28 protein-coding genes are annotated in these 23,969 nt (G+C 37.7%); 21 read left to right on the top strand and 7 right to left on the bottom strand.

The annotated features are described in order from the left end of the window. Positions 1-139 precede the first annotated feature (139 nt). Both EPJ90_RS03395 and EPJ90_RS03390 read right to left on the bottom strand, forming a co-directional pair. A complete protein-coding gene (locus tag EPJ90_RS03395) occupies positions 140-679 on the bottom strand; it encodes a chromate transporter (RefSeq protein ID WP_161636817.1) in 540 nt (179 codons plus the stop codon). Continuing rightward, the gene (locus EPJ90_RS03390) at positions 663-1,226 is read right to left on the bottom strand and encodes a chromate transporter (RefSeq protein ID WP_125163977.1); all 564 of its coding nucleotides are present in this window, start codon (positions 1,224-1,226) and stop codon (positions 663-665) included. The genes EPJ90_RS03395 and EPJ90_RS03390 overlap by 17 nt, the downstream gene beginning before the upstream one ends. Positions 1,227-1,319: 93 nt before the next feature. Between EPJ90_RS03390 and EPJ90_RS03385 the strand changes: the two genes are divergently transcribed. The 21 genes from EPJ90_RS03385 (at position 1,320) to EPJ90_RS03285 (ending at position 20,655) form a co-directional block, all read left to right on the top strand. Continuing rightward, entirely contained in the window at positions 1,320-2,171 is an 852-nt protein-coding gene (locus EPJ90_RS03385) for a LysR family transcriptional regulator (protein ID WP_161636816.1), read from the top strand. Between the two features lie 61 nt (positions 2,172-2,232). Next, positions 2,233-2,871 (top strand): IspD/TarI family cytidylyltransferase, encoded by a 639-nt coding sequence (locus tag EPJ90_RS03380; protein WP_161636815.1) that lies wholly within the window; start codon positions 2,233-2,235, stop codon positions 2,869-2,871. Between the two features lie 139 nt (positions 2,872-3,010). Continuing rightward, a complete protein-coding gene (gene rpsF, locus EPJ90_RS03375) occupies positions 3,011-3,301 on the top strand; it encodes a 30S ribosomal protein S6 (protein WP_018580287.1) in 291 nt (96 codons plus the stop codon). 25 nt (positions 3,302-3,326) lie between these two features. Next, positions 3,327-3,800, top strand: coding sequence for a single-stranded DNA-binding protein (gene ssb, locus EPJ90_RS03370; protein ID WP_125163979.1), 474 nt, complete (start codon positions 3,327-3,329; stop codon positions 3,798-3,800). A 17-nt stretch (positions 3,801-3,817) separates the two neighbouring features. Beyond that, entirely contained in the window at positions 3,818-4,051 is a 234-nt protein-coding gene (gene rpsR / locus EPJ90_RS03365; protein ID WP_003774357.1) for a 30S ribosomal protein S18, read from the top strand. A gap of 53 nt (positions 4,052-4,104) precedes the next feature. Beyond that, positions 4,105-4,644, top strand: a complete 540-nt coding sequence (locus tag EPJ90_RS03360) for a DUF2232 domain-containing protein (RefSeq protein ID WP_161636814.1) — start codon at positions 4,105-4,107, stop codon at positions 4,642-4,644. Positions 4,645-4,690: 46 nt separating this feature from the next. Further along, positions 4,691-6,646, top strand: a complete 1,956-nt coding sequence (locus EPJ90_RS03355; RefSeq protein ID WP_161636813.1) for a DHH family phosphoesterase — start codon at positions 4,691-4,693, stop codon at positions 6,644-6,646. Between the two features lies 1 nt (position 6,647). Then, positions 6,648-7,094 carry a 50S ribosomal protein L9 gene (gene rplI / locus EPJ90_RS03350; protein ID WP_125163981.1) on the top strand — a complete coding sequence of 149 codons (447 nt, stop codon included), beginning with the start codon at positions 6,648-6,650 and terminating at the stop codon, positions 7,092-7,094. An 11-nt stretch (positions 7,095-7,105) separates the two neighbouring features. Beyond that, positions 7,106-8,476 (top strand): replicative DNA helicase, encoded by a 1,371-nt coding sequence (gene dnaB, locus EPJ90_RS03345; protein WP_125163982.1) that lies wholly within the window; start codon positions 7,106-7,108, stop codon positions 8,474-8,476. 1 nt (position 8,477) lies between these two features. Beyond that, positions 8,478-9,986, top strand: a complete 1,509-nt coding sequence (locus EPJ90_RS03340; protein ID WP_125163983.1) for a M23 family metallopeptidase — start codon at positions 8,478-8,480, stop codon at positions 9,984-9,986. 68 nt (positions 9,987-10,054) lie between these two features. Next, on the top strand, positions 10,055-11,590 hold the full coding sequence (locus EPJ90_RS03335; protein WP_200542578.1) for a M23 family metallopeptidase: 1,536 nt from the start codon (positions 10,055-10,057) through the stop codon (positions 11,588-11,590). Between the two features lie 16 nt (positions 11,591-11,606). Beyond that, positions 11,607-12,335 (top strand): MBL fold metallo-hydrolase, encoded by a 729-nt coding sequence (locus tag EPJ90_RS03330; RefSeq protein WP_125163985.1) that lies wholly within the window; start codon positions 11,607-11,609, stop codon positions 12,333-12,335. Beyond that, entirely contained in the window at positions 12,332-13,435 is a 1,104-nt protein-coding gene (locus EPJ90_RS03325) for a S1C family serine protease (RefSeq protein ID WP_200542577.1), read from the top strand. Before EPJ90_RS03330 ends, EPJ90_RS03325 begins: the two co-directional genes overlap by 4 nt. Next, positions 13,432-13,887, top strand: coding sequence for a 23S rRNA (pseudouridine(1915)-N(3))-methyltransferase RlmH (locus EPJ90_RS03320; RefSeq protein ID WP_125163987.1), 456 nt, complete (start codon positions 13,432-13,434; stop codon positions 13,885-13,887). Before EPJ90_RS03325 ends, EPJ90_RS03320 begins: the two co-directional genes overlap by 4 nt. A gap of 70 nt (positions 13,888-13,957) precedes the next feature. After that, on the top strand, positions 13,958-14,224 hold the full coding sequence (locus EPJ90_RS03315; protein WP_003774368.1) for a phosphocarrier protein HPr: 267 nt from the start codon (positions 13,958-13,960) through the stop codon (positions 14,222-14,224). Positions 14,225-14,286: 62 nt separating this feature from the next. Continuing rightward, on the top strand, positions 14,287-15,954 hold the full coding sequence (locus EPJ90_RS03310; RefSeq protein WP_161636810.1) for a phospho-sugar mutase: 1,668 nt from the start codon (positions 14,287-14,289) through the stop codon (positions 15,952-15,954). Positions 15,955-16,055: 101 nt separating this feature from the next. Next, positions 16,056-18,035, top strand: a complete 1,980-nt coding sequence (gene tkt, locus EPJ90_RS03305; protein WP_207106262.1) for a transketolase — start codon at positions 16,056-16,058, stop codon at positions 18,033-18,035. An 87-nt stretch (positions 18,036-18,122) separates the two neighbouring features. Beyond that, on the top strand, positions 18,123-18,545 hold the full coding sequence (locus EPJ90_RS03300) for a GNAT family N-acetyltransferase (protein ID WP_161636808.1): 423 nt from the start codon (positions 18,123-18,125) through the stop codon (positions 18,543-18,545). Between the two features lie 144 nt (positions 18,546-18,689). Then, entirely contained in the window at positions 18,690-19,112 is a 423-nt protein-coding gene (gene rplK / locus EPJ90_RS03295; protein ID WP_125163991.1) for a 50S ribosomal protein L11, read from the top strand. A gap of 6 nt (positions 19,113-19,118) precedes the next feature. Then, positions 19,119-19,802 carry a 50S ribosomal protein L1 gene (gene rplA / locus EPJ90_RS03290; protein WP_161636807.1) on the top strand — a complete coding sequence of 228 codons (684 nt, stop codon included), beginning with the start codon at positions 19,119-19,121 and terminating at the stop codon, positions 19,800-19,802. Positions 19,803-19,860: 58 nt separating this feature from the next. After that, positions 19,861-20,655: an NUDIX domain-containing protein gene (locus EPJ90_RS03285; RefSeq protein WP_200542576.1), complete on the top strand. Its 795-nt coding sequence runs from the start codon at positions 19,861-19,863 to the stop codon at positions 20,653-20,655. Between the two features lie 37 nt (positions 20,656-20,692). Here the strand turns inward: EPJ90_RS03285 and EPJ90_RS03280 are convergent, their stop codons facing one another. From EPJ90_RS03280 to EPJ90_RS03260, 5 genes are all read right to left on the bottom strand, one after another. Beyond that, positions 20,693-21,658, bottom strand: coding sequence for an NAD-dependent epimerase/dehydratase family protein (locus tag EPJ90_RS03280; RefSeq protein WP_161636805.1), 966 nt, complete (start codon positions 21,656-21,658; stop codon positions 20,693-20,695). A 91-nt stretch (positions 21,659-21,749) separates the two neighbouring features. Beyond that, positions 21,750-22,469, bottom strand: a complete 720-nt coding sequence (locus tag EPJ90_RS03275; RefSeq protein ID WP_200542575.1) for a YaaA family protein — start codon at positions 22,467-22,469, stop codon at positions 21,750-21,752. Continuing rightward, positions 22,469-22,822 (bottom strand): arsenate reductase family protein, encoded by a 354-nt coding sequence (locus tag EPJ90_RS03270; RefSeq protein WP_125163994.1) that lies wholly within the window; start codon positions 22,820-22,822, stop codon positions 22,469-22,471. Before EPJ90_RS03270 ends, EPJ90_RS03275 begins: the two co-directional genes overlap by 1 nt. Positions 22,823-22,859: 37 nt before the next feature. Next, on the bottom strand, positions 22,860-23,369 hold the full coding sequence (locus EPJ90_RS03265) for a hypothetical protein (protein ID WP_200542574.1): 510 nt from the start codon (positions 23,367-23,369) through the stop codon (positions 22,860-22,862). A 69-nt stretch (positions 23,370-23,438) separates the two neighbouring features. Next, positions 23,439-23,942 carry a transcription repressor NadR gene (locus tag EPJ90_RS03260; RefSeq protein WP_200542573.1) on the bottom strand — a complete coding sequence of 168 codons (504 nt, stop codon included), beginning with the start codon at positions 23,940-23,942 and terminating at the stop codon, positions 23,439-23,441. Between the last annotated feature and the right edge of the window lie 27 nt (positions 23,943-23,969).

Here is a 23,969-nt window from a genome sequence, read left to right as displayed (position 1 = left end):
TGAAAGTGATGGAATTGTTTTTCCGTTCTTTCTTAACGTATATATTTCTATTTTCTCTTCTCTTGTTAACTTTGACATATAAAAACCGAACCTCCTCATCTTTGTTCAAGATTTGGGGTTCGGTTCATAGTATCTTTTTTTATAAAAGCCATAGTAAACCAAGACAAGCCGATACAATAAGAATATGAGTAGTTTGAAGCTTAAATTTATAACTTAAGCCAAGCACGATTGCAAATGACACAACGGTCAAAGCACTAAACTGACTTTCTTTTAGGATTAACATGGAAAAAATGGTTACCGTTGCAAGGCTGATCAGTGTAGCAGAACTAATACGTAATGACTTAAGAATAATTTCCCAAAGTTTTTTGTGAGTCGCATTAATGTAGGAACGATACACAGTAAGGGTCAATACGACGCCGATTAGGACACAACCCAAGGTTGCGGTCATGGCCCCAGGAACTCCAGCAATGTTTAGTCCTACAAAAGTGGAGATGTTTACTGTTAACGGACCGGGTGTCATTTGGGAGATGGTTATCATATTGATAAACTCATGGGTGGTAATCCAACCATGGACATTGATAATTCGATTTTCAATCAAAGGAATGGTTGCATAACCACCACCTAAACTAAACAATCCTACATATAAAAATTCTACAAACAATTTAATCAACGCTAACATGGCGCAGCTCCCATCGGTTTAAAAGATATACAAACATAAAATTGAGGATAAGAATAAAAACAATGTGAATTTTGAACACCAGCGAAAGGATTAATCCCGTAGCATAAAACATGATTGCGGATTTTTGATCTCTTTGGTATAGATCCTTCACCATGTCGATGACAAGGCGCACCATAATGACAGCAACACCAACCTCTAATCCCTTAAAAATTGCTTGGATAAGGGGCTGGCCCATAAAAAAATCATAAGAATAAGTAATCACTGAAATGATAAATAATGGTGGCAAGACGGTGCCAATAAATGAGGCGAAGCCTCCAGCTTTACCGTTAATTTTATAGCCCACACCCGTTGCAAGATTTACGGAAATGGCACCCGGTGCAGATTGAGCAATCGCCGCTAGGTCTTGTAATGTGTCTTCGGTGATTAATTGTTTCTCTTCCACATATTTTGTACGTAAAATGGGGATGGTTATGTATCCACCACCAAAGGACACCGCGGATAAGAAAAAGGATGTATAAAATAGTTCGAAATTTGTAATTTTCTTCATAAAAAACCTCCGCTTGTATTATAGGTAATTCTTAGAGATAATTATAATAGATAGAATGAATGAAGGTATAACCGTATCGTTATGGAGGAAGGCATGAATATCCGTTTATTAAAAATTTTTAAGACAGTTTATGAATTAAAGTCAATTACAAAGGCTACAGAGATTTTGTACATATCACAGCCCGCTGTATCGCAAGCAATTAAGGAACTTGAGACGGTTTTAAAACGTAATCTTTTTGTGCGTAAATCAGGAGGAATCGAACCAACACCGTTTGGTACTCAATTTTACGTTCAGGTTACTCATTTTTTAAAAGGGTATCATCAGTTTGAGTCAGATGTTTTTAAATTGGATCAGTCCAATCCATTACGAATTGGTTCCAGCATTACGGTTGCCAAGACCACACTCCCGGATATTATTAAAGATTTTGAGGCATTGAATTCAACCAATAAAACAGTAACAACGATTGCGAATGCTCAAGATGTCCTTGAACTGTTGGTTGAGGATAAAGTCGATGTTGCCATTATTGAAGGTGCAATGCAAGACGATGGTTTTGAAACGATCCATCTTGGTTCTTATGAACTAAAATTTTTCTCAAAAACTCCATTTGATATTTCGACACTCGAGTCATTACTTCAACATCGAGTCTTGCTCCGAGAGCCGGGCAGCTCAATTCGGAATGCATTTGAAGAATTGCTTTTAAGAAATGGATTGGTTTATCAAGCAACATGGCAAGCTGTGAATTCAGAAGCAATCCTATTTGCGGTAAGTCAAGATTTAGGAATTGGTTTTTTACCGGAAGTTCTCATTGATGATGTATTTTATATTTATAACGATATCAAGTCAGATATTCGTACACCGATAACTCTGTGCTATCGGAAAAATCAAGTTTTTGAAGATCCTTTAAATGAATTTGTGGAGATTGTAATCAAGGCGTTTGGTAAATAATACGAATTCCTTTAATCCGAGCGTGTGATATGTTAGAATACTAAAAAAGAAGAGGTGACTTATGGATTATTCAGTATTAATTGTTGCCGCTGGAAAAAAAGCAGCAGAGGGTGCAAGTTACGCAAAAGCACTTGCCTCATTTAATGACTCTAAAAGTGTTTTAGGTCAGACAATTTCCGTGTTTATGCATGACACGCAATGTAAACAAGTCGTAATTGTTGCGAGTTCTGCCGATATGACACGTGTTGTGAAATCGAATGGAAGCGGTAAAATTGTTTATGTTAAAGGTGGGAAAACACGTCAAGAGAGTGTGCTAATTGGTCTAACAGCCGTCTCTGAAGATGTTGTTTTGATTCATGATGGAGTACGTCCATGGTTGCGTCAAGGTTTAATTGATAAACTTCTTGTGCGTATGCAAACTGAAAAAGCATGTGTACTCGGGTTACCTCCTACCAGCCGCATGTGCCGAGTTGTAGATGGTTATATTGAGTCAACAGTTGATACAGATTCTTTCATTCAAACCCAAACACCACAGGCATATCACACTTCATTTATTTTGAGTTGTTATGCGAAAGCAAATCGATCGGGTGGAACGTTTATGGATGATTCAGAAGTTGTCTCCGCATTCTCAGACGTTAAGATTGCAGTTGAAGCGGGCGATTCGCGAAATCGTCGATTTATACTTAAAAAAGAAGATTAGGACATTAGGTCTGTGAAACTTATTTAGTGATGACGGAATAGGTTTACATAGACCTTTTTGTTTGGTATAATGAAGAACGGATAAAATATAAAAAAATATCCTTGCTCGAAAGAGCCATAGACCAGAAGGAGGTGTACAAATGCGCAAATATGAAGTAATGTACATCGTGAAACCTACATTAGACGAGGAAGCTCGTACAGCAGTTATTGCTAAATTACACGCTATCTTAACAGATAACGGAGCAACAATTGATGATGTTAATGAATGGGGTTTACGTGAACTAGCATACGAAATTGAAGACTTCAAAAAAGGTTACTATGTAGTAACTCAATTTACATCAGGTGACGAAGCAGTTAATGAATTTAACCGTTTAACACGAATCAATAACGATGTAATCCGTCACATGATCGTACGTCAAGACGAAATCTAATCAAAAACACAAGGGGTGATTATTTATGATTAATCGCACTATATTAGTGGGTCGTTTAACTCGAGATCCAGAACTTCGTAAAACACAAACAGGTAAATCAGTCGTATCATTTACTGTAGCGTGCAACCGCCGCTTCGGTCAACAAGATGAAACTGATTTTATTAACTGTGTGGCTTGGAATCATACAGCTGATTTCATGGCGAATTACTTGCTAAAGGGTGCTTTAGTAGGGCTAGAAGGTCGAATTCAATCGAGATCATACGAAGATGCTACTGGCAAACGTGTGTATGTTCAAGAGGTAGTTGTGGATACACTTCAGTCACTTGAATCCCGCGCGCAACGTCAAGAACAAGGCGCAAGCCAAGGTCAATATCAGAATCAAGGCGGAAATCAAGGTGGATCAAGTTATACACCTTCATATCAACCAGATCCTGAACCATCATTCTCAATGGATGATGAACCTGTTCTCGATATAACCAGTGACGATCTTCCATTCTAATCGAAAGGAGATTTGTTATGTCATTCAGAAAATTCCGTGGACCACGTCGTAAAGTTTGCTATTTTACAAAAAATAACGTAAAAACAATCGATTACAAAGATGTGGAATTACTAAAACGCTTTATCTCAGCAAATGGTAAAATTATTCCTAGACGTGTTACAGGTACAAAAGCTAAATACCAACGTCCATTAGCAACAGCTATTAAACGTGCTCGTCAAATGGCTTTATTACCATACGTATCAGATAACTAAGATATACAAAAGCCTCTCTAACGAGAGGTTTTTACTTTATGGAGGATACTATTATGAAGAAAACATTGAGTCTTACTTATGGCGCAATGACTGTTGCTTTAACAGGTATTATTTTATTTTTTGATCGTATAACTGCAGGTTTTTTTATGACGTTTCTTGCGCTGCCTTTAATTGTTTATGGTTCGTATTGTGAGTGGTCGGATGCCTTCGTTGTCTATCTCTCATGTATCATTATGGCGGTTATTATGTCTGGGCTTTTCTCAACTGTTTTAATGATGGCGGGTTATGGTGCCGTAGGCTTAGCGTATGTTTACTGTATGAAAAAGAATGCCTCCCCATCGCGGAGTTATCTTGTTATGGGAGCGGTTATTGCATTGTTTTACTTTATAATGATTCGATATTTTGGACCTGCATTCGGTATGGATTTTCAAGAAATCATACAATCTGTGAAAGGAATACTAAATGTTCACAATTCATGGGTGCTTTATGGGATTTCCATCGGTATGGTTCTGTTTACAATGGCTATGGAGCTCTTTATTATTAAAACGAGTTCGGACATCGTTTTAGTGATGTTACATCGCAATAGAAAATAGTGTTATTTTGTGATAAAATTTAGGGTGAAAACCTAGGGGGTTTATTATGTCAAATCGATTTGAGACTCTTAAAACACGTTTAATGATTTTAACTTTGACCCAATTGGTGGTCCTCTTCTTTTTCCATGTTTTTATTAATAAATACTTATATGTTGTTCAATACATTTTCCTTGTGATTGATTTTGCGATTATCTTTTATATCTTTGCAACCGCGATTACAAGTCGTAAGGAGCGTGTTATCTCTGTTGCGGATGTATTAGGTCAGGAAGCACGGTACGCTTTTGAGTATGCAAATATGGGGATTATTACGCTTGATGATCAAAATACAATAACGTGGATGAGTGAACTTTTTGATGAACTTAATATTCTCGGAACGGGAGAATTGGTTACCGATATTTTTCCATCAATTGTGAAAATAATAAAAGGAAATCAAGAAACCATGACAATTCGTTTTGATTCGCATGTTTTTGAAGCATCAACAATGGGTCAGAAAAACATCGTTTTCTTTAAAGATGTTACCGAATTGAATGAACTTGAAATTATTAATAAAAATAACCAAGTTGTATTGGGAATTGCCCATCTTGATAATTATGAAGAAACAACACAGTACGAAGAAGAACAAACGATTGCCTTTATTGATTCAAACATTCGTCAGGCTGTTGTGCGATGGGCGGATAATCATGAGATGTTTGTGCGTCGTATTCGACCAGACCGTTATCTTTTAGTACTCAATGAGCAAGTGTTTCAGCGACTTGAGAGTGAACGATTCTCGATTGTGAATGAAATTCGAAAACAAGCTACAAAAATTGACGCAAGCATTACCTTGTCATTGGCTTTTGCACGACACAGTGATAATTTTAAAGATTTAGAAGATATGTCGAATAAAGCACTTGAAATGGCACAGAGTCGTGGTGGTGACCAGGTTGCAATTAATACTAAAAATGAAGTAATGCGATACTTTGGTGGAAATACTGAAGCTGTGGAGAAACGAAGTAAGGTTCGTGTACGAGTCATGGCTCAAAACCTCGGTGAACATATTTTAGAATCCAGTAATGTCGTAATTGTAGGACACCGCATGATGGATTTTGATTGCTTCGGTAGTGCCTTGGGTGTCTCATCAATTGTTTCAGTTTACAATAAAGAAGCATCTATTGTGATTGATTTAGAGGACACTGAGGTTAATCTTGCAGGCGGAATTCGAAAGCATCGTGAAGAATTTGAGAAGGATCACAATTTAGTAACACATGAAAAGGCGCGTGAACTTATTGGGCCCAATACATTACTTATTATGGTAGACCATCATTCCTTACAACAATGTCAATTTCCGGATTTAGTGGATAAAGCAGAAACGATTGTGGTGATTGATCATCATCGTCGTACGGGTGATTTCAAGTTTAAACCAACACTAACATATATTGAATCTTCCGCGTCATCTGCAAGTGAGCTAATTGTTGAGTTGTTCCCATATCACCGTCGAAATGTTGTTATTTCAAAGTTGGAAGCAACCTTTATGTATACGGGGATGTTGATTGATACAAATCGATTTAGAAATCGAAGTGGAAGTCGAACATTCCAAGCAGCTGCTGAGTTACGAAAATATGGCGCTGACTTAATGGAAGTTGAGAACATGCTTCGAGATGAATATGAAAGTTTTGAAATGAAGAATAAAGTATTAAGCAAATGTGAATTTTTCGATGATTACTATGTGATTGCGGCCTATAAAGATGAGTTATTACCACGGCCACTCATGTCACAAGCGGCTGATGAAATTCTCACGGTTAAAGAGGTTGAGGCTTCATTTGTGGTTGCTTATGTTGATGAAGACATTGTGGCCATCTCATCGCGTTCAAAAGGAGAACTTAACGTTCAAGTTGTGATGGAACGCCTTGGTGGTGGTGGACACTTTACGGGTGCCGCGGCTCAAATTAAAGGACAGTCGATTCATGAAGTAGTGGAATCGTTGAAAAAAGCTATAGAAAATGTAAGAGAGGAAAGTGAATAATATGAAGTTGATTCTATTAAAAGATGTTAAAAAAGTAGGTAAGAAGAATGATATTGTTGAGGTAGCCGACGGTTATGCACGTAATTTTTTATTACCCAATAAACTTGCAGTTATGGCAAGTGATCAAAGTCGTGAAATTTTAGACCACCAAAAAAAAGAACATGCTGCAGAAGTGCAAGCAGAGATTGAAAAAGCGAAAGAACTCGCAAAAGAACTTGAAAAAATCACTTTAGAATTTAAAGTAAAAGTGGGTGAAGGGGGTCGTGTATTTGGATCTGTATCCACAAAACAAGTAGAGGATGCATTGAAGAAAGAACACAAAATCAAAGTAGATAAGCGTAAATTTAAACCAAATGGTCCAATTACTCATTTAGGATCGAACCGTATCCAAGCAACATTGTATGGAGATGTAACCGGAGAAATCCATGTTAAATTAATTGCTGAATAAAAGGAGGAACTATGCGTAAATTGCCTTACAGTCAAGACGCGGAGATGGCACTTTTAGGAACACTATTGGTGTTTCCAGAGTCTGTTGCAGTTGTTGAAGAATATGACATGCAAGTCGATGACTTTTATAATACCGAGCACCAAAGAATATTTTCTCATATGTTGGAAATTATTGAACGTGGTCGTGTTTTAGATGCGACGACTTTAATAACACGATTAAAAGATCAACATGAAATTGATAGTGTAGGTGGTGTTGAATACTTATTTGCCCTTACGGAAAACAGTGCGACACCAGCAAGTGTGAAGCATTATATCGAAGTAGTTCAAGAAAAAGCACAGATGCGACGTCTTATCGATGTTGGGCAGTCTATCGCTGAAAAAGGGTTTGACTCTACAACAGAACTTACCGCACTCCTTGATGAAGCAGAACAGAGGATTTTAGAAGTAACGCGTGTCCGTCGAACGACTGAGATGCAACAAAGTCGTGATGTTGTACGAGAAGTAATCGACAATCTAAATCGTATTCGTGATAATCATGATCGTATTACAGGTTTGAAAACAAATTACAGTCATTTGGACAATGTCACCAATGGATTACAACGGGGTGACCTAATCATCTTGGCGGCGCGTCCCTCTGTAGGGAAAACCGCTTTTGCGTTGAACCTGGCATTGAATGCTGCACGTCATAACAAAGATGAAAAAGCAGGTATGGCAATCTTTTCTCTTGAGATGCCTGCAACACATTTGATATCTCGGATGTTAAGTGCTCAATCTTCCGTTAAAAGTGAGTATTTACGAACCGGCAACCTCAATGATGAACAACTCAATAATGTTTATGCTGGCGCGAATGTTCTATCGAAACTGAATATTTTTATTGATGATAGCTCAACAATCACCGTTCCAGAAATCTTTTCGAAGTGTCGAAAACTTAAAGCTGAAGGAAATCTCGATATGATTGTAATTGACTATATTCAGTTAATTACAGGACGCGGTAAAACCGAATCCCGTCAACAAGAAGTATCTGAAATTTCCCGTGGACTGAAACAATTAGCTCGTGAGATGGATTGTCCAGTTATTGCTCTGTCTCAGTTATCACGTTTAGTAGAACGACGAGACAGTAAAATTCCTCAATTGAGTGATTTACGTGAATCCGGTTCAATTGAACAAGATGCGGATATTGTTATGTTCTTATATCGAGAAGATTACTATAAAGATCGTGAAGGCGAGGATGACGACGCACCTCAAATGCCAAAACCAGAACAACAAGAAGTATTACTTAAAATGGCGAAACACCGTAATGGTGCATTGGCAGATATTACCCTTATGTTCAATGCTTCCATCAGTAAATTTTATGGAGTAGCCGGAGAAGGAGGTAGATTGTAATATGAAAAAACATAAAAACCTCATTATGATATCCGTTGCATTTCTTTTTGCGATTGGATTGGGTTACCTTTACAAGTCGCCAACTTCCGCAACAGAAATAAAAACCGCGTATGAAGCAATCGATTCGTCATCCGCGATTTTTCCTCAAGAAGTAGTTACTGTAAATGATAATCCAGTGGTTATTACAAAACTTTATCGTGAACAGAAACTTGTCGGCGTTATTAAAGATTCAACACGCTTACAAAAAATGTTCGATGAAGTATATGAAAATGAATATAAAGAAGAATTTCCAGACTCAAAGCTTGGATTTATTGATGACTTGATTCAAGTCGATGAGATGAGTTTTAATATTTATGAAGATCGCGATAATGATATTTTTGACTACCTTTATAAAGAAAATTTATTTGCGATTGAAGCAAATAAGGTAACGTTTTCAAATGGAGCCATTATCTACGTAAAAAACTCCGAAGATTTTGATTCGGCGCGCGATAAATTTATCCAGAACTTTACCAGTGAAAGCACATTTGATGCCATTAAAAACAATAAAAAAATTCCAGCGATTACCGATTATGGAACGAAGGACATCGATGTAAAAGTTAAAGAAACCGTTAAAGTAACGCGGGGTCTGGCAACGAAAGATAAGATTTTAAAAGATGAAACGGAAATTCTTACGTTCCTTAGTTATGGGTATAATCCTAAAGTTGAAACGTATAAAATTAAGCCGTTTGATACATTAGAAGGTATTGCATACCATAGTGGAATGAACGTAAATCAAATTCAGTCCATCAATGCTGATAAAATTAAAGACGTAAATCAAGTGCTTGAAGTCGGTTCGGAACTACGAGTAAGTAAGTTTGACTCACCATTTACCGTTACCGTAACAAAACAACGTATGACGACGGAACCCGTTTATCCTGAAAAAACGGTATATCAATCTGATCCAGAACTGGCAGAAGGAAAAGAAGTTGTGGACGTTGTGGAACAAAATGGTGCACGAGATGTTATTTACGAAGACGTTTATGAAAATGGTGCATCCATCTCAACGAAAGAAATTTCAAGTAAAGAAACTAAGAAACCAGTTCGTGGTGTCATTCGTTATGGAACTAAAGTTGAACCAAAAGTAGGTAGTGGAGCTTGGCGTTGGCCATTAGACAATGCCTATGTCCTCTGTGGATATGGTTGTTATCCAAATCACTCGGGTACTGACTTCTCGACACACGGTAGTGGATACGGTCCAATTTATGCGATTGACCGTGGTGTTGTAACTACAAACTCCTATGATCCAGGTGGATGGGGTAATTATATTGTTATTGACCATGGTAACGGATACCGTTCCCTCTACGCGCATATGGCAAGCCCAGGATATTTCCAAGCAGGTCAAACGGTTGCGAAGGGTGAAAACATTGGTTATGTTGGTATGACGGGTCGAACAAGTTATCCACACGTTCACCTCGAAATTATTGTAGGTGGAGGAACACGTGTTGATGCATGTGGTGTTATTGGCTGTTAAGGCTTAATCAAATCGAAGTATAAACGAGATTACGGTCTCGTTTGTGCTTTCCAAAAGGAGTTGGTTTAATGAAACAACATAAAGAACTGAAATTAATCCTGATAACTTTTGTAGTCTCAGTACTTATTGCGTATGCAATCGAAACTGTGAGTGCGAATGCGAGTGTTGTGGATTTATACAAATTAACCGATACATCTACATCAATTTTCCCACAAGCGGCTCAAGGGAAGTCTGACAAACCGATTGAGGTTACAAAACTTTATCGCGATAATAAACTAGTGGGGATTATCAGCGATGGCTCTAAACTTAATAAGATGTTTGACAAAGTATATGAAGAAGAATATAAAGCGGAATTTCCAGATTCAAAATTAGGGTTTATTGATGATCTAATTCTGGTTAAAGAGCTAAGTTTTAATCACTATGAAGATCGCGATGATGAAATCTTTCAATATCTCTATGATGAAAAATTATTTGCGATTGAAGTAAATCAAGTGAAGTTCTCAAATGGTGCGATTATTTATGTCAAGAATATTGATGACTTCAACAAAGCGCGTGATACCTTTATCCGAAACTTTACGGATGAGAAAACTTTTGAAGCGATGAAAAACAACCATAAAATCGAAAGTATCAAAGATTATGGAACTCACGATGTCAATGTGGAAGTTGAAGAGACGGTTCAAATAAGCAAAGGACTCACGTCAAAAGAAAACATTCTTATGAATGAAAGTGATGTATTAACCTTTTTAAGTTATGGATATAATCCTAAAGTTGAAATTTATGAAGTTCAGCCTTATGACACAATTGCAGGGATTGCTTGGCATAAAGGTATGGATGCAAATCAAATAAAATATATAAATAGTGATATAATTAAAGACGTAAACCAAGTACTTGAAGTTGGATCAAAACTTCGAGTAAGTAAGTTTAATTCTCCATTTACCGTTAAAATTACTCGCGAACGAATGACTTCAGAAGTTGTTTATCCCGAGTCGACCATCTATGAATCGGACCCGGAATTATCGGAAGGGAAAGAAGTTGTGGATGTTGTGGAACAAAATGGTAAACGAGATGTGGTTTATGAAGATGTTATTGTGAATGGTGCTCCGAAGTCTTCAGAAGAAATTCGGACTCAAATGACTAAAGAGCCAATTCGTGGAAAAATCCGTTATGGAACTAAAGTTGAACCGCGTATTGGATCGGGTAACTATCGTTGGCCATTAGATAACGCGAATATCTCTTGTGTATACGGAAATTCCTGTTATTACAATCACAATGGAACAGATTTTGTACTTAATGGTGGAGGATTTGGTCCAATCTATGCGGTTGACCGTGGTGTTGTCTCGGAGACGGTAAGTGGTTGTTTCGAAGGGAATTATGGCTGTGGAAGTGGCTGGGGAAACCATATCGTAATTGATCATGGTAACGGCTATACAACACTTTATGCACATATGGCTACCGGACCATACTTTAATGTTGGAGATCTTGTAAAGCGCGGAGATAATATTGGCTATATGGGTATGACGGGAACGACTTATGGTCCTCATGTTCATTTAGAATTCCGTTATCATGGCGTGCGGGTGGACCCATGCTCTGTTATGGGATGTTAGATAAAGGAAGATGTTTATGAAATATTCAATGCTTGCAAGTGGATCTAAAGGGAATTGCTGTCTTGTGGAATCGCAAGGGGTTCGAATTATGATTGATTGTGGAACCACCAAGCGTTATCTTAAGCAAAGTTTTGAATCACTTGAACTAACATTTGATGATGTAGATTGTGTGTTGATTACGCATGATCATAGCGATCATACAAGTCAGCTTAAACATTTTTCACACCATCAAATCTACTGTCCTTCTGATATTGTGTTCAATCATATCAGAGTTGAACCGTATACAAATTATCACGTTGGACCATTCGTAATTACAGCCGTGAAAACATCTCACGATGCGGATGATTCAGTTGGCTATATTGTGGATGATGGACATCGAAAACTTGTTTATATTACTGATACAGGATATATTCGAGAACAAGATTTTGAACTGATTCGTGATGCAGATTACTACATACTTGAGAGTAACCACGATCCTGAATTGTTAATGCAAACCAATCGTCCTTATGCCATAAAGCGTCGTATTTTATCGGATACAGGTCACTTGTCAAATGAAGAAGCGGGTGTTCTGTTATCAAAAGTTGTTTCGGAAAAAACAAAGGAAATTTTACTAGCCCATCTTAGTTCGGAAGCTAATGATGAATATTTAGCCCTATCAACAGTTCGTGAATTAGTTGATAATGAGGGGATTGAATTCAATGTCGCTAAACAATTTGAAATTGTAATTGGAGGATATCAAATATGAAAAAAGACCAAGGCTTTAAAAACACATTTATCGGAATTTTAGTTATTTTACTTGCTTGGAATGGATTTTTAACATACCAAGTGTATGATTTAAACAATCGCCCTACAGTCACAGAAAAGACAGAAGATGGAAAAACTGTTGAGAAAGTTGTCACAGAATTTGAAACAGATCCAACAAAAGTCGTTGAGAATGTTCGCGACCAAGTAGTGAGTGTCTTAAATGTTCAAGGTGGACAACTGGCGGGTAGTGGATCTGGAGTTGTATACAAAAATGAGGGTGGTAAAATTCATATCATTACCAACAATCATGTAACGGAAAAAGGGGAGCAGTTTTATGTTCAGTTCTCTAATGGTGAAAAAGTCGAAGCGAAATTGTTAGGATCAGATCCATTTACCGATCTCGCATTGCTTCAGGTAGAAACCGAATCGGACGTAAAACCCATGAAACTTGGAGATTCATCGGTTGTTAAAGTAGGGGAATTTGTACTTGCAATCGGAAGTCCCGTCGATTTGGAATTCGCAAACTCAGTAACGTTCGGCGTTATTTCGGGTAAAGACCGAAAAGTTCCGGTAGATTTAAATGGTGATCGTAATCCAGATTGGGATATGGTTGTTATGCAAACAGATGCCGCAATTAACCCGGGAAATAGTGGTGGTGCCCTTGTGAATATGAATGGCGAATTAATTGGTATTAATTCAATGAAACTTTCTTCGGCTCAAGTTGAGGGGATGGGATTCTCGATTCCAATCAATGAAGTGGTTCCAATCATTAAACAAATTGAAGAAACAGGTAAGGTTCAATATCCCGTGATCGGAATTTCGGGTGTTTCCGTTTCAGAAATGAATCCATTCCTAAGAAATTACTATAAAGTGCCTGCGGATGTAAGTGCCGGCGTCTTTATTGCGGAATTAACACAAAATGGCCCAGCCCGAAAAGCAGATATTAAAGAGGGTGACATCTTAACTCACATTAATGACAAAGCTATTTCGAGTTATCGAGAATTTAGACGCGAACTTTATACACATAAAGTGGGCGATGCTGTTAAACTCACCATAAATCGAAATGGCGCAACACATGAGGCAGAGGTAACATTGCAGTGATTAAAATAATCGCAATTGGAAAAATAAAAGAGAAACCAATGCAAGCACTGATCCAAGAGTTTGAAAAACGTCTTAAACCCATTCATGCCGTTGAGATGGTTGAACTTACGAATTCCAATAAAACAGATATTACAAGCATCATCGAAGATGAATGTCAGCGTATTATGGAAAAAATTGATGATCGTGATTACGTGATTCTTATGGACTTAAAGGGTAAAGATTTGGATTCTGTATCAATGAGTGAGAAAATAATTGACCTGATTGATATGGGAAAACCAATCATCTTTATCATCGGAGGTTCTCATGGTGTGAACCAAGCGATTCGAGATCGTGCGAACTATCGATGGAAGATTTCAAACCTTACATTTCCGCACCAACTTGTACGACTCATGTTGTACGAACAAGTGTACCGTTTTTTTATGATTTCAAAAAATCATCCATATCACAAGTAAAAAAAGACTAATCATTGTATTAATCTTTAAAATAGTATAAAATTGAAATGAAAAGTAGGAGGTTATACTTATGAAAGAGATTACAGTAACAGTTATTGATCCTGTTGGATTGCATGCACGTCCTGCAACCGTAGCAGTAAATGCAGCAAGCAAATTCAAGAGTGAAATCAAAATCAGCTACAAAGGTAAAGCTGTAAACATGAAATCAATCATGGGCGTTATGTCATTAGGAATTCCAACTCAGTCAGAAATCGTTATTTCAGCTGAAGGCGAAGATCAAGATGATGCAATCGCTACAATTGAAGAAGTACTAAAAGCACAAAAAGTAATTGCTTAATTTTATAATTAGAATAAAATAGAAGATGAGAATCTTCTATTTTTTTTATGCAGGAGGGAATTATGTCATTAGATAGATGGAATGAGTTGGCTCGCAATTATTCATGGATTGAGGAAGCAATGAAATCAATGGATGAAAGCACAAAACAGGACGCTTTTTATAAGTCATTAGAATTTGGTACTGCAGGAATGCGCGGATTATTAGGAATCGGACCTAACCGCATGAATGTTTATACGGTAGCGAAAGCAAGTGTGGGATTTGCGAAATACTTAGTTGAGACATTCAAAAATCAAGAATTAAAAATAGCGATTGCATATGACAACCGTCATATGTCTAAAGAATTCGCGGATGTGAGTGCAATGGTATTGTCCACATACGGTATTAAAAGTTACATTTTCTCACAACCTCGACCAACACCGGAGTTATCGTTTGCGGTAAGAACTTTAAACTGTGTTGGGGGAATTGTTATTACAGCAAGTCATAACCCTAAAGAATACAATGGTTATAAAGTCTATGATGAAAATGGTTGTCAATTGGTGGATCACAAGATTGCGCGTGTGATTACGCTCATCAATGAGGAACCGGATGAAACATGTGTTGATATCAATCAAGGTGATCGTTCAATGATTACATATATGGAAGCTGATTTTGATGAGACCTATAAAGATGCCATTCATTCGATTCAATTACGCCCTGAGGAAGAAAAGACGTTATCGGTTGTATTTACATCTCAACACGGAACATCTTATCCGCTTGTACCCGATATCCTAACGGATGCAGGATATCATGTTATACCCGTTCTTGAACAAAGTAATTATGACCCTAATTTTAGTAATACTAAAACACCAAACCCTGAAGAAAAAGTATCTTATGATCTCGCGGTTGAATATGCGAAAAACCATGATGCAGATCTCGTGTTGAGTTGTGACCCGGATGCAGACCGCATGGGGATTGTAGTTAAACATCAAGATACGTATGTTTACCTTACAGGGAACCAAGGTGGGTCGATCCTCCAAGAATATATTTATGCTACGCATATTGAAAAAGAAACGATGCCCGAAAATCCAATTATGTTTAATACAGTTGTGACTTCTGATCTAGGCGAAAAGATTGCGCAAGCATATGGTGTTAATGTGGAGAAAACATTAACCGGATTTAAGTATATTGGTGATAGCATTGAAAACCACAATAAAGTTGGTGATTACAATTTTGTATTTGGATATGAAGAGAGTTATGGTTACCTCATTGCGGACTTTGTACGTGACAAAGATGCATTGCAAGCATGTATGATGGTTGCGGAGGCAGCAAACTACTATAAAAACAAAGGTTTGACGCTTGTAGATGTTTTAAACGGACTTTACGACCGCCATGGTGCTTATCATGAAACGCAGGTTGCGATTACGTTATCAGGACAAGAAGGCTTAAATCGTATTCAAGAAATACTAACAACGTTTAGAGAATCAAATATTGAAATGTTTGCAGGAATTAAGGTTCTATATCGTGATGACTATCTCACTTCGACACGATCAAATGGTGAGATGTTAACATTACCAAAATCAAACGTTATTAAATACAGTCTTGAAGATGGTTCTTGGATTGCAATTCGTCCATCGGGAACCGAACCAAAATGCAAGTTCTACTATTGCGTTGTCGGTAAAACAATCGAAGAATCACTCTTGAAATTTGAAGCACTAAAAAAAGACATTAATCAAATAGCGCAACTCGACTAAAAATACAGTGTGCTATGTCTTTTTAAGGCGTAAACGGTACATTGATATATTCGTTAAAATCATGTATCTTATATATGAAAAAGAAGGAGCACATATAAATTATGAATAATATAGAAAACTTAGCAGTTAATGCACTACGTGTGTTATCTGTCGATGCAGTTCAAAAAGCAAATTCTGGTCATCCAGGGATGCCTTTAGGTGCTGCACCCATGGCATACACAGTCTGGGCAAACCATATGAACTTTAACCCTGCTGATCCAAAATGGATTAACAGAGATCGTTTTGTTCTGTCTGCAGGACATGGTTCGGCACTGCTCTACTCATTACTCCATGTATTTGGGTATAATGTTTCAAAAGAAGATTTACAAAATTTCCGTCAGTTTAACTCGTTAACACCAGGTCATCCAGAATATGGTCATACGGATGGCGTAGAAGCTACAACAGGTCCTTTAGGAGCGGGTCTATCGACAGCAGTTGGTATGGCAATGGCTCAAGAACATCTTGCAGCAAAATATAACAAAGACGGTTTTGAAGTCTTCAATAACTTCACTTATGTCATTTCAGGTGATGGTTGTATGATGGAAGGAATTACAAGTGAAGCTTCCTCATATGCAGGAGCAATGAATTTAGGTCGCTTGATTGTTCTTTATGATTCAAACAACATTACAATTGAAGGAAGTACAGATCTTTCATTCCATGAAGATGTTTGTGCACGTTATGAATCCTATGGGTTTGATACATTCGTGGTTGAAGATGGTAACGATATCGAAGCAATTAATGCTGCAATTACAGAAGCTAAAGTAAATCTGGATAAACCTTCATTTATTGAAATTCGAACAAAAATTGGTTTCGGAACACCTAAAGAAGGTTCTGCCGCATCACACGGTGCTCCAATCGGTGAAGAAGGTATCAAAACATTTAAAGAACTTGTAAATTATCCAAGTCTTGAACCATTCTATGTACCCGAAGAAGTTTACGAACACTTTAGTTCAATTGCAGCTGAAGGCGCAAAAGCACAAGAAGCATGGAATGCAATGATGGATTCATATAAGAATACGTATCCAGAATTAGCACAACAATTAGAGCAAGATTTCAAAGATATTACTGTTGAAGAACTCACAGCAAATAAATCACTTTTTGAATTTGAAGATAAGCCAATGGCAACACGCAGTGTTTCAGGTATGATGATTAACCGTCTTAAAGATCAATATTCAAATATTTTTGGAGGGTCTGCAGATTTAGCGCCTTCAAACATGACTCATATGAATGATGAAGATTCATTCTCTTCACAAAACTTTGCAGGACGTAATATCCATTTTGGTATTCGTGAACATGCAATGGCTGCAATGGGAAATGGGATTGTTCTCTATGGTGGACTTAAAGCATATGTTGCAACATTCTTCGTGTTCTCAGACTTCCTAAAACCAATGGCTCGTTTAAGTTCACTTATGAACTTGCCACTAACCTACGTTTTAACGCATGACAGTATCGGCGTTGGAGAAGATGGACCAACTCATGAACCTGTTGAACAATTAACAATGTTACGTTCATTACCGAACTTCTATACATTCCGTCCTGCAGATGCTACTGAAACAGCATACGGCTGGGTTTTAGCACTTACATCAAAAACAACACCAGTTGGACTGATTCTTTCACGTCAAAACTTACCACAACTTAAATTAACAGGTGCGGATGCACTTAAGGGTGGTTATGTTGTGAAGGATGCGGAAAAGGTTGATGCAATCATCATGGCTACTGGATCTGAGGTTTCACTTGCAATTGAAGCAGCTGAGTCATTAGAAAAAGAAAACATCGGTGTTCGTGTTATTTCAATGCCATGTATTGAACTCTTTGAAGCACAAAGCAAAGAATATCAAGAATCGGTACTTCCTTCATCCGTTCGTGCCCGTGTTGCTGTAGAGGCAGGGTCATCGATGAGTTGGGGTAAATTTATCGGACTTGATGGTGCGTATGTAACCTTGGATCACTTTGGTGGTTCTGCACCAGCACCAAAACTTTTTGAAGCATTTGGATTTACTGTTGAAAATGTATCTGAAACTGTAAAATCAGTAATCAAATAATAACGATTAAGATGTGAGGAAGTCTCACATCTTTTTTTATTCAAAGGATAGGGTATAATAAACATAAAAAGAAGAGGTGCATGTTAGATGATACGTTATATGGAAATTCCCGAGATTGAACAGGTTATGAAAATATGGTTGGAGTGCAACTTGGAGGTTCACTCCTTTATGGAGGCCACCTATTGGACAGACAATTATGATACTGTAAAAGAAATGATGGAGAATTCAAACATCTATGTTTCAGTTGAAGAAGGTGTTATTCAAGGGTTTGCAGGTGTGACTGAGGGCTATTATCTTGCGGGTATTTTTGTTTTGAAAGATTATCGAAACAAAGGAATTGGTAAGCAACTTCTTGATTATATAAAAACGCGATATGATGAACTCACACTTGATGTTTATGATCACAATAAACAAGCACAAAACTTTTATAAACGCGAAGGATTTGTTGTTGTGGAAACGCATCCCGAGAGTCCTGTCGAACATACCATGGTTTGGCCAGAAACAGTTTAATGATCTCTCATTAAGAGACTTGACTTAGACCGATGTAAGATGTAAAATATATAAGCCTGTAAAAAGGCTTTTGTTATGTGGGAGAGTGATGCAACCATTCATTTAACCACAGCACAGACAAACACATATAAGGAGGAATGTCTCGTGAGTAAAAAAGTTGCAAGAGTAGTTAAACTACAATTCCCTGCCGGTGGCGCTAAACCAGGACCTGCATTAGCTGGTGTTGGTATTAACATGCCTCAATTCTGTACTGCGTTCAATGATCAAAGTAGAGAACGTGCAGGAGATGTCGTTCCTGTAGAAATTACAGTATACGATGACAAGTCATTTGATTTTGTCTTAAAAACAACACCTGCTGCAATCTTATTAAAGAGAGCTGCTGGCGTTAAGAGTGGATCAGCAACACCAAATTCAAACATTGTTGCTACAATCTCAGCAGATCAATTACGTGAAATTGCTGAATATAAAATGCCCGATTTAAATGCAAATAGCATCGAAGGTGCTATGAACATCGTTGCTGGTACAGCACGTAATATGGGTATTGCTATTGAAGGAATGGAGGACTAGAGTATAATGGCTAAAAAATCAAAAAACGTCGTTAAAGCTAATGAATTAGTGGATCGCTCAAAAGTTTACTCAATTTCTGAAGCAATCAAATTAGCAAAAGAAGCAAGTTTCGCAAAATTCGATGAAACATTTGAAGTTTCATACCGTTTAAATGTTGATCCTCGTCATGCTGATCAACAAATCCGTGGTGCTATGGTATTACCTAATGGAACAGGTCGTTCACAAAAGGTATTGGTTGTAACTCAAGGTGCTAAGGAACAAGAAGCAAAAGATGCTGGAGCAGATTTTGTTGGTGGTAAAGAAATTCTTGAAGAAATCCAAAAAGGATGGTTCGAGTTTGATATTATCGTTGCAACACCAGATATGATGGGTGAACTTGGTAAACTTGGTCGTGTATTAGGACCTAAAGGTTTAATGCCAAACCCTAAAACTGGAACAGTAACAATGGACATTACTAAAGCTGTTGAAGAAATCAAAAAAGGTAAAATCGAATACCGTGTTGATAAAGAATCAAACATCAATACAATTATCGGTAAATCATCATTTACAGATGAAGCATTAGAAGAAAACTTTAACGCATTACATGACGTAATTCTTAAATCACGTCCAGCTGCAGTTAAGGGTGCTTTTATTAAAAACCTTACAATCTCAACATCAATGGGTCCTGGAATCAAAGTTTCAATCGACTAATTTATGTTAAATTAAACAAACCGGTCTTAGACCGGTTTTTCTATATTAAGGAGTAACCATGGACTTAAAATTTAACAGTGAATACTGTGTTTTTGTAACAGTTCTCACTAAATACAACAATCAATTTTTATTTGATAAAAACCAAAAACCCATTCAAGGGGTTTTACGATACAAAGAACGCATTGAAGATTGCGCAAAGCGCTTGGTTAAAGAAACGCTTAATCAATCGATAGAAAATCTTGAATTTATCGGTCTTGGAGAGTCATTTGGATTTGAGTGTAGTCACGGTCATAATTTTATCTTGATTGCGGATGTGGAAGGTTTCAGTGAAAATACGTCTTTCTCTGTGGTACAAGAAGCAAATTATCCTGAGATGTGGCTCCCATTGATTAATGCAGAGGATTTTGATTTTTATGAGTATCGCACCGTAGAACCGAGTTCTTTGGAGTCCAAGGATTTAAGTTATGCGATCGCTACCGGACATGAGTTTACATTTCGAGTAAGTGCGGTAATACGTTCAGATCAGGGAATTCTCTTCGATGATGCTCATAATTTAATTGGTGGTCGTCAACGACTTAATGAAACAATCTATCAAGCGTTGGAACGTGAAGTTAAAGAAGAATCTGGATATGATATCGATGACTCATATTTCATAGGGATTGCGGAAGATATTGTGGAACTGCCAAAGTACAATAAAATCGTCCATTATTTAAATCTTGTTTTTGAAGTGTCGGGTGATTTTTCAGAAAACATTAAGTCATCCGGTCAAGGATTCGTATGGAAATCCGAAGATGACATTGAAGACTTAGATATGGGGATGGTTGAAGTTAAACATATCATTGAGAGCATGTAAAAAGACAGCAGATATAGGGTGCTGTCTTTTTTTGTGTTTATATGCAATGACGAAGTGTCTCGCGAATGACTGATTTGATGTCGTTTTCAGGAGTAATTCCTAGGGTTTCCATTGTATCCGCGGGATCGAGGTAGAGATCCTCTTCATTCATCTTTTGGGATATGGCGACGTGGATCCCGTGTTCTTTACCTTCAGCTGCAGCATGTTGATCTGCCGCGATGTATCGATCAGCCATGCTTTCATAATCAACAACGTGTATTTGAGTGTCTTGGTTTAATGCTTCCACAATCATGTGGAAAAATTCTTCATATTTAAGGTTTGAATCGCATATTGCGTAGGTTGTACGGTGGGTTCCGTTTTCAAGTGCTCCTACAGCGGCTTCTGCGACCTGTGTGGCGGTTATGATGGCAGTCCCCCCTTTGTGTACCGGATAAACGGGTTGGTCACGTACCATGTCCACAAACATCTTCCAAAGCGGTGTTCGACCTGGCATTGTACCAAATATATAAGGGAGTCGAAGACTTGTAACGCGCATCGCTCCTTCACCTTCAGCAAAGGCAATTTGTTCTTGAAGTAAACGTGTTCCGGGATAACCTTGATTTTTTAAGTTATATTGCGGCAGACGTTCCGCAAACTCTGAAAAGTAAGATCCAAAAACAACAAAACTTTCAACACCTGCTTGAACAGCTAGTCGCGCAATACGTTGTGTGGGTAAAACATTTGCTTGATAGAAAGCCCGATAGGATGGGGCATCTGGCAACCAGCGTTCATCGGCACCAATTGCGTAAACAAATCCATCGACATCGTAAAGCATATCAACAATTTCAGAGTCGCTCATTTGATTAATATCACCTAAATGGCTTTCCACATTATCCGGAAATAAATTTTCGGAGGGCATTGGAGGAAGGGACATTGTCTTTACCTGATAGTCTTTTTTCAAGAGTTCGCAAATGGTATGATAGCCAAGAAATCCCGTTCCACCTAAAACAAATACTTTTTTCATGTACATAAACCTCGCTTTCGAGTACAGTGTAGCATTTTGACGATATCCGTTGGAAAAAGTATGGTGAAAACTGCACAAAAAAAAGAAAGACTTAGCTTTCTTTACGCGTAAATATATAGGTATCCTCTGTGGACAATTCACGATTGTAACTGTAACCATCAAAACGTATGGATTTCAGTTCTTGGAAAGAATGGATACGTTTTTCAATTAAGTGTGAGACCATTTTCCCACGAGCGATTTTTACGTATGTCGATTTTGTTTTGAAGGTGTCACCGACCTGTTCTTTAAAATCAAGCGTAATCATCGGCACATTGAGATGTGCTTGGTCAATCATTGAACTGTACTCGTTGGATGCGAGATTAACAATAGGTTGCGCAAGACGGTTTAAGTAGTTTGTAATTGGGTTACGCCAGATTTTATAGAGATCCATGGGTCCATTCATCATAAAATCAAGACGATAACGGCCTACAGCAGAAGAACACTTTGAAAGGCCGTAGAGTGCGGAGAAAATATACAACCGATCTTGTGCCTCTTGATAATCATCAGTAGACCACTGTTCTCGATTCATATTTTTAAATGAAGACCCTTGATAAGACCACAGTGCCGGGGTTGTTTCAGAAAAATTTTGGTAATTATGATACACGGTATCCGCAATTTTATCGGAGATGTTCATCATCGATTTAAGTTCATCCCGTGTATATGCTTGCATGGTTCTAAGAATTTCTGATTTGAGGTCGGGAAAAAGAGAATTCTCAAGATTAAATTGAGAATTCTCTTTTTGTGTTTTCGTTGGTGATACGAGAATAATCATTACTTTAAGGTCTCATACATCTCTTCGTGGAACCCAACAAACACACCATGGTCTCCAATTAATAACGGTCTACGAACTAAACGACCGGTTGTAGAGAGCAATTCAAGGGCTTCATCATCGCTCATTTCAGGAAGTTTATCTTTAAGTTTCATTTCGCGATAAACAATCCCAGATGTATTAAAAAAGCGTTTAATAGGCAAGCCACTAATCTGGAGCCATTCTTTTAATTCTGCTTTCGTTGGATTTTCAAGCATCATGTCACGATAAACAACATCGATATTGTTTTCTTCCAAATATTTTACAGCGCGTTTGCATGTGGAACATTTTGGATAGTAAATAAATAATGGTTTCATAAGAACCTCCCTTTAAATATATGTTAATGATAACATATTATTTTAAAGGAATACGTCTTAAAATTGTGGATGCGATGGTAAAGTCGACAAGACTGTGGATAAAACCACCAACACCAACCGCTAAGAAGACAACGGTAAAATAAGAACCGGTAGATATTGATTGAGAAAAAAAGAAAGGTGTAACGGCGAGACACTCAAGGGTAGCATGAATGATTCCGATAATAATATTAAAACGGATGCGTTTTCCTTTATGACTTAAGAAGTCTGGATTTTTTTTGATATAAAGCGACCCTAATAACGCAAAAACACAATGCGAAAAAGCACGAACGGCTACGATAAATGGGGTTGAGAGAAGAAACCCAATACCGGTACCAATTGCAACGGCAAGTGCTACAGATGGCGAAATAAACATCGCAACGAAAAGTGGAACATGGCTTGCAAGTGTGTAGGATGCAGGTGGGATGATGATTTTAGGCATAAACATCGGTATGGTGATACCGAGTGCAATCAGCAGTGCAGTGATGCTTAGATTACGAACAGATTTCATTGTGAACCTCCAAAGTGTCTTGACACCTAGGAGTATTGTAGAGGGAAAAGAAAAAGGTGTCAAGACACCCTAGTTACTTTCATAGAGAAACGCATGTTTTTTTAATTCAGTGATTAAATCGGCGTAATTTTCTTCAGAGACGGCAACGCGATGCAAGTGAATACCATTGGTTAAGGAGGCAAGCAATTCGGGGTTTTGATTCATAAAAAGGTCTATATCCTCTTGAGATTGGATGTTTAATTGCCCTGTAAGGTAACCATAAATTGGATGTTCAACGGTGACATCCAAAACTTGAGCGTGATGCTTAATGAATATTTCTAATTCTCTTTGGGTATCCTGGTGATTGTGTTGCATCGCCAAGGTGTATATATTTCGATTCGCATCAATACGATTCATGAGATAACCCTTACCCGTTGCGATGATATCGTGCCCTTGCGCTCTAAGTAGTGCGACATCACCAACAATAATCTGTCGTGAGACATTGAAACGTCTTGCGAACTGATTTGCACTGATTGCATGCTCGGATTCTATCAATTTTGTAATAATTTGTGTACGTCGCATATCGCCATGCATCTAAAATCACCTCTTATAACTTATTGT

It is taken from the genome of Erysipelothrix sp. strain 2 (EsS2-7-Brazil), assembly GCF_016617655.1.
In the GTDB taxonomy this organism is placed as follows: domain Bacteria; phylum Bacillota_I; class Bacilli_A; order Erysipelotrichales; family Erysipelotrichaceae; genus Erysipelothrix; species Erysipelothrix piscisicarius.
This window is presented reverse-complemented; position numbering and strand designations above follow the sequence as displayed.

What these genes read in the sequence shown, in the direction of transcription:
- rpsF (WP_018580287.1), top strand. Translation starts at nt 3,011, where the DNA reads ATGCGCAAATATGAAGTAATGTACATCGTGAAACCTACATTAGACGAG.
- EPJ90_RS03280 (WP_161636805.1), bottom strand. Translation starts at nt 21,658, where the DNA reads ATGAAAAAAGTATTTGTTTTAGGTGGAACGGGATTTCTTGGCTATCAT.
- EPJ90_RS03275 (WP_200542575.1), bottom strand. Translation starts at nt 22,469, where the DNA reads ATGATTATTCTCGTATCACCAACGAAAACACAAAAAGAGAATTCTCAA.
- rpsR (WP_003774357.1), top strand. Translation starts at nt 3,818, where the DNA reads ATGTCATTCAGAAAATTCCGTGGACCACGTCGTAAAGTTTGCTATTTT.
- EPJ90_RS03360 (WP_161636814.1), top strand. Translation starts at nt 4,105, where the DNA reads ATGAAGAAAACATTGAGTCTTACTTATGGCGCAATGACTGTTGCTTTA.
- EPJ90_RS03270 (WP_125163994.1), bottom strand. Translation starts at nt 22,822, where the DNA reads ATGAAACCATTATTTATTTACTATCCAAAATGTTCCACATGCAAACGC.
- EPJ90_RS03330 (WP_125163985.1), top strand. Translation starts at nt 11,607, where the DNA reads ATGAAATATTCAATGCTTGCAAGTGGATCTAAAGGGAATTGCTGTCTT.
- rplI (WP_125163981.1), top strand. Translation starts at nt 6,648, where the DNA reads ATGAAGTTGATTCTATTAAAAGATGTTAAAAAAGTAGGTAAGAAGAAT.
- EPJ90_RS03310 (WP_161636810.1), top strand. Translation starts at nt 14,287, where the DNA reads ATGTCATTAGATAGATGGAATGAGTTGGCTCGCAATTATTCATGGATT.
- EPJ90_RS03385 (WP_161636816.1), top strand. Translation starts at nt 1,320, where the DNA reads ATGAATATCCGTTTATTAAAAATTTTTAAGACAGTTTATGAATTAAAG.
- EPJ90_RS03325 (WP_200542577.1), top strand. Translation starts at nt 12,332, where the DNA reads ATGAAAAAAGACCAAGGCTTTAAAAACACATTTATCGGAATTTTAGTT.
- tkt (WP_207106262.1), top strand. Translation starts at nt 16,056, where the DNA reads ATGAATAATATAGAAAACTTAGCAGTTAATGCACTACGTGTGTTATCT.
- EPJ90_RS03300 (WP_161636808.1), top strand. Translation starts at nt 18,123, where the DNA reads ATGATACGTTATATGGAAATTCCCGAGATTGAACAGGTTATGAAAATA.
- EPJ90_RS03285 (WP_200542576.1), top strand. Translation starts at nt 19,861, where the DNA reads ATGGACTTAAAATTTAACAGTGAATACTGTGTTTTTGTAACAGTTCTC.
- ssb (WP_125163979.1), top strand. Translation starts at nt 3,327, where the DNA reads ATGATTAATCGCACTATATTAGTGGGTCGTTTAACTCGAGATCCAGAA.
- EPJ90_RS03380 (WP_161636815.1), top strand. Translation starts at nt 2,233, where the DNA reads ATGGATTATTCAGTATTAATTGTTGCCGCTGGAAAAAAAGCAGCAGAG.
- EPJ90_RS03265 (WP_200542574.1), bottom strand. Translation starts at nt 23,369, where the DNA reads ATGAAATCTGTTCGTAATCTAAGCATCACTGCACTGCTGATTGCACTC.
- EPJ90_RS03390 (WP_125163977.1), bottom strand. Translation starts at nt 1,226, where the DNA reads ATGAAGAAAATTACAAATTTCGAACTATTTTATACATCCTTTTTCTTA.
- EPJ90_RS03260 (WP_200542573.1), bottom strand. Translation starts at nt 23,942, where the DNA reads ATGCATGGCGATATGCGACGTACACAAATTATTACAAAATTGATAGAA.
- EPJ90_RS03395 (WP_161636817.1), bottom strand. Translation starts at nt 679, where the DNA reads ATGTTAGCGTTGATTAAATTGTTTGTAGAATTTTTATATGTAGGATTG.
- EPJ90_RS03340 (WP_125163983.1), top strand. Translation starts at nt 8,478, where the DNA reads ATGAAAAAACATAAAAACCTCATTATGATATCCGTTGCATTTCTTTTT.
- EPJ90_RS03335 (WP_200542578.1), top strand. Translation starts at nt 10,055, where the DNA reads ATGAAACAACATAAAGAACTGAAATTAATCCTGATAACTTTTGTAGTC.
- EPJ90_RS03315 (WP_003774368.1), top strand. Translation starts at nt 13,958, where the DNA reads ATGAAAGAGATTACAGTAACAGTTATTGATCCTGTTGGATTGCATGCA.
- rplA (WP_161636807.1), top strand. Translation starts at nt 19,119, where the DNA reads ATGGCTAAAAAATCAAAAAACGTCGTTAAAGCTAATGAATTAGTGGAT.
- dnaB (WP_125163982.1), top strand. Translation starts at nt 7,106, where the DNA reads ATGCGTAAATTGCCTTACAGTCAAGACGCGGAGATGGCACTTTTAGGA.
- EPJ90_RS03355 (WP_161636813.1), top strand. Translation starts at nt 4,691, where the DNA reads ATGTCAAATCGATTTGAGACTCTTAAAACACGTTTAATGATTTTAACT.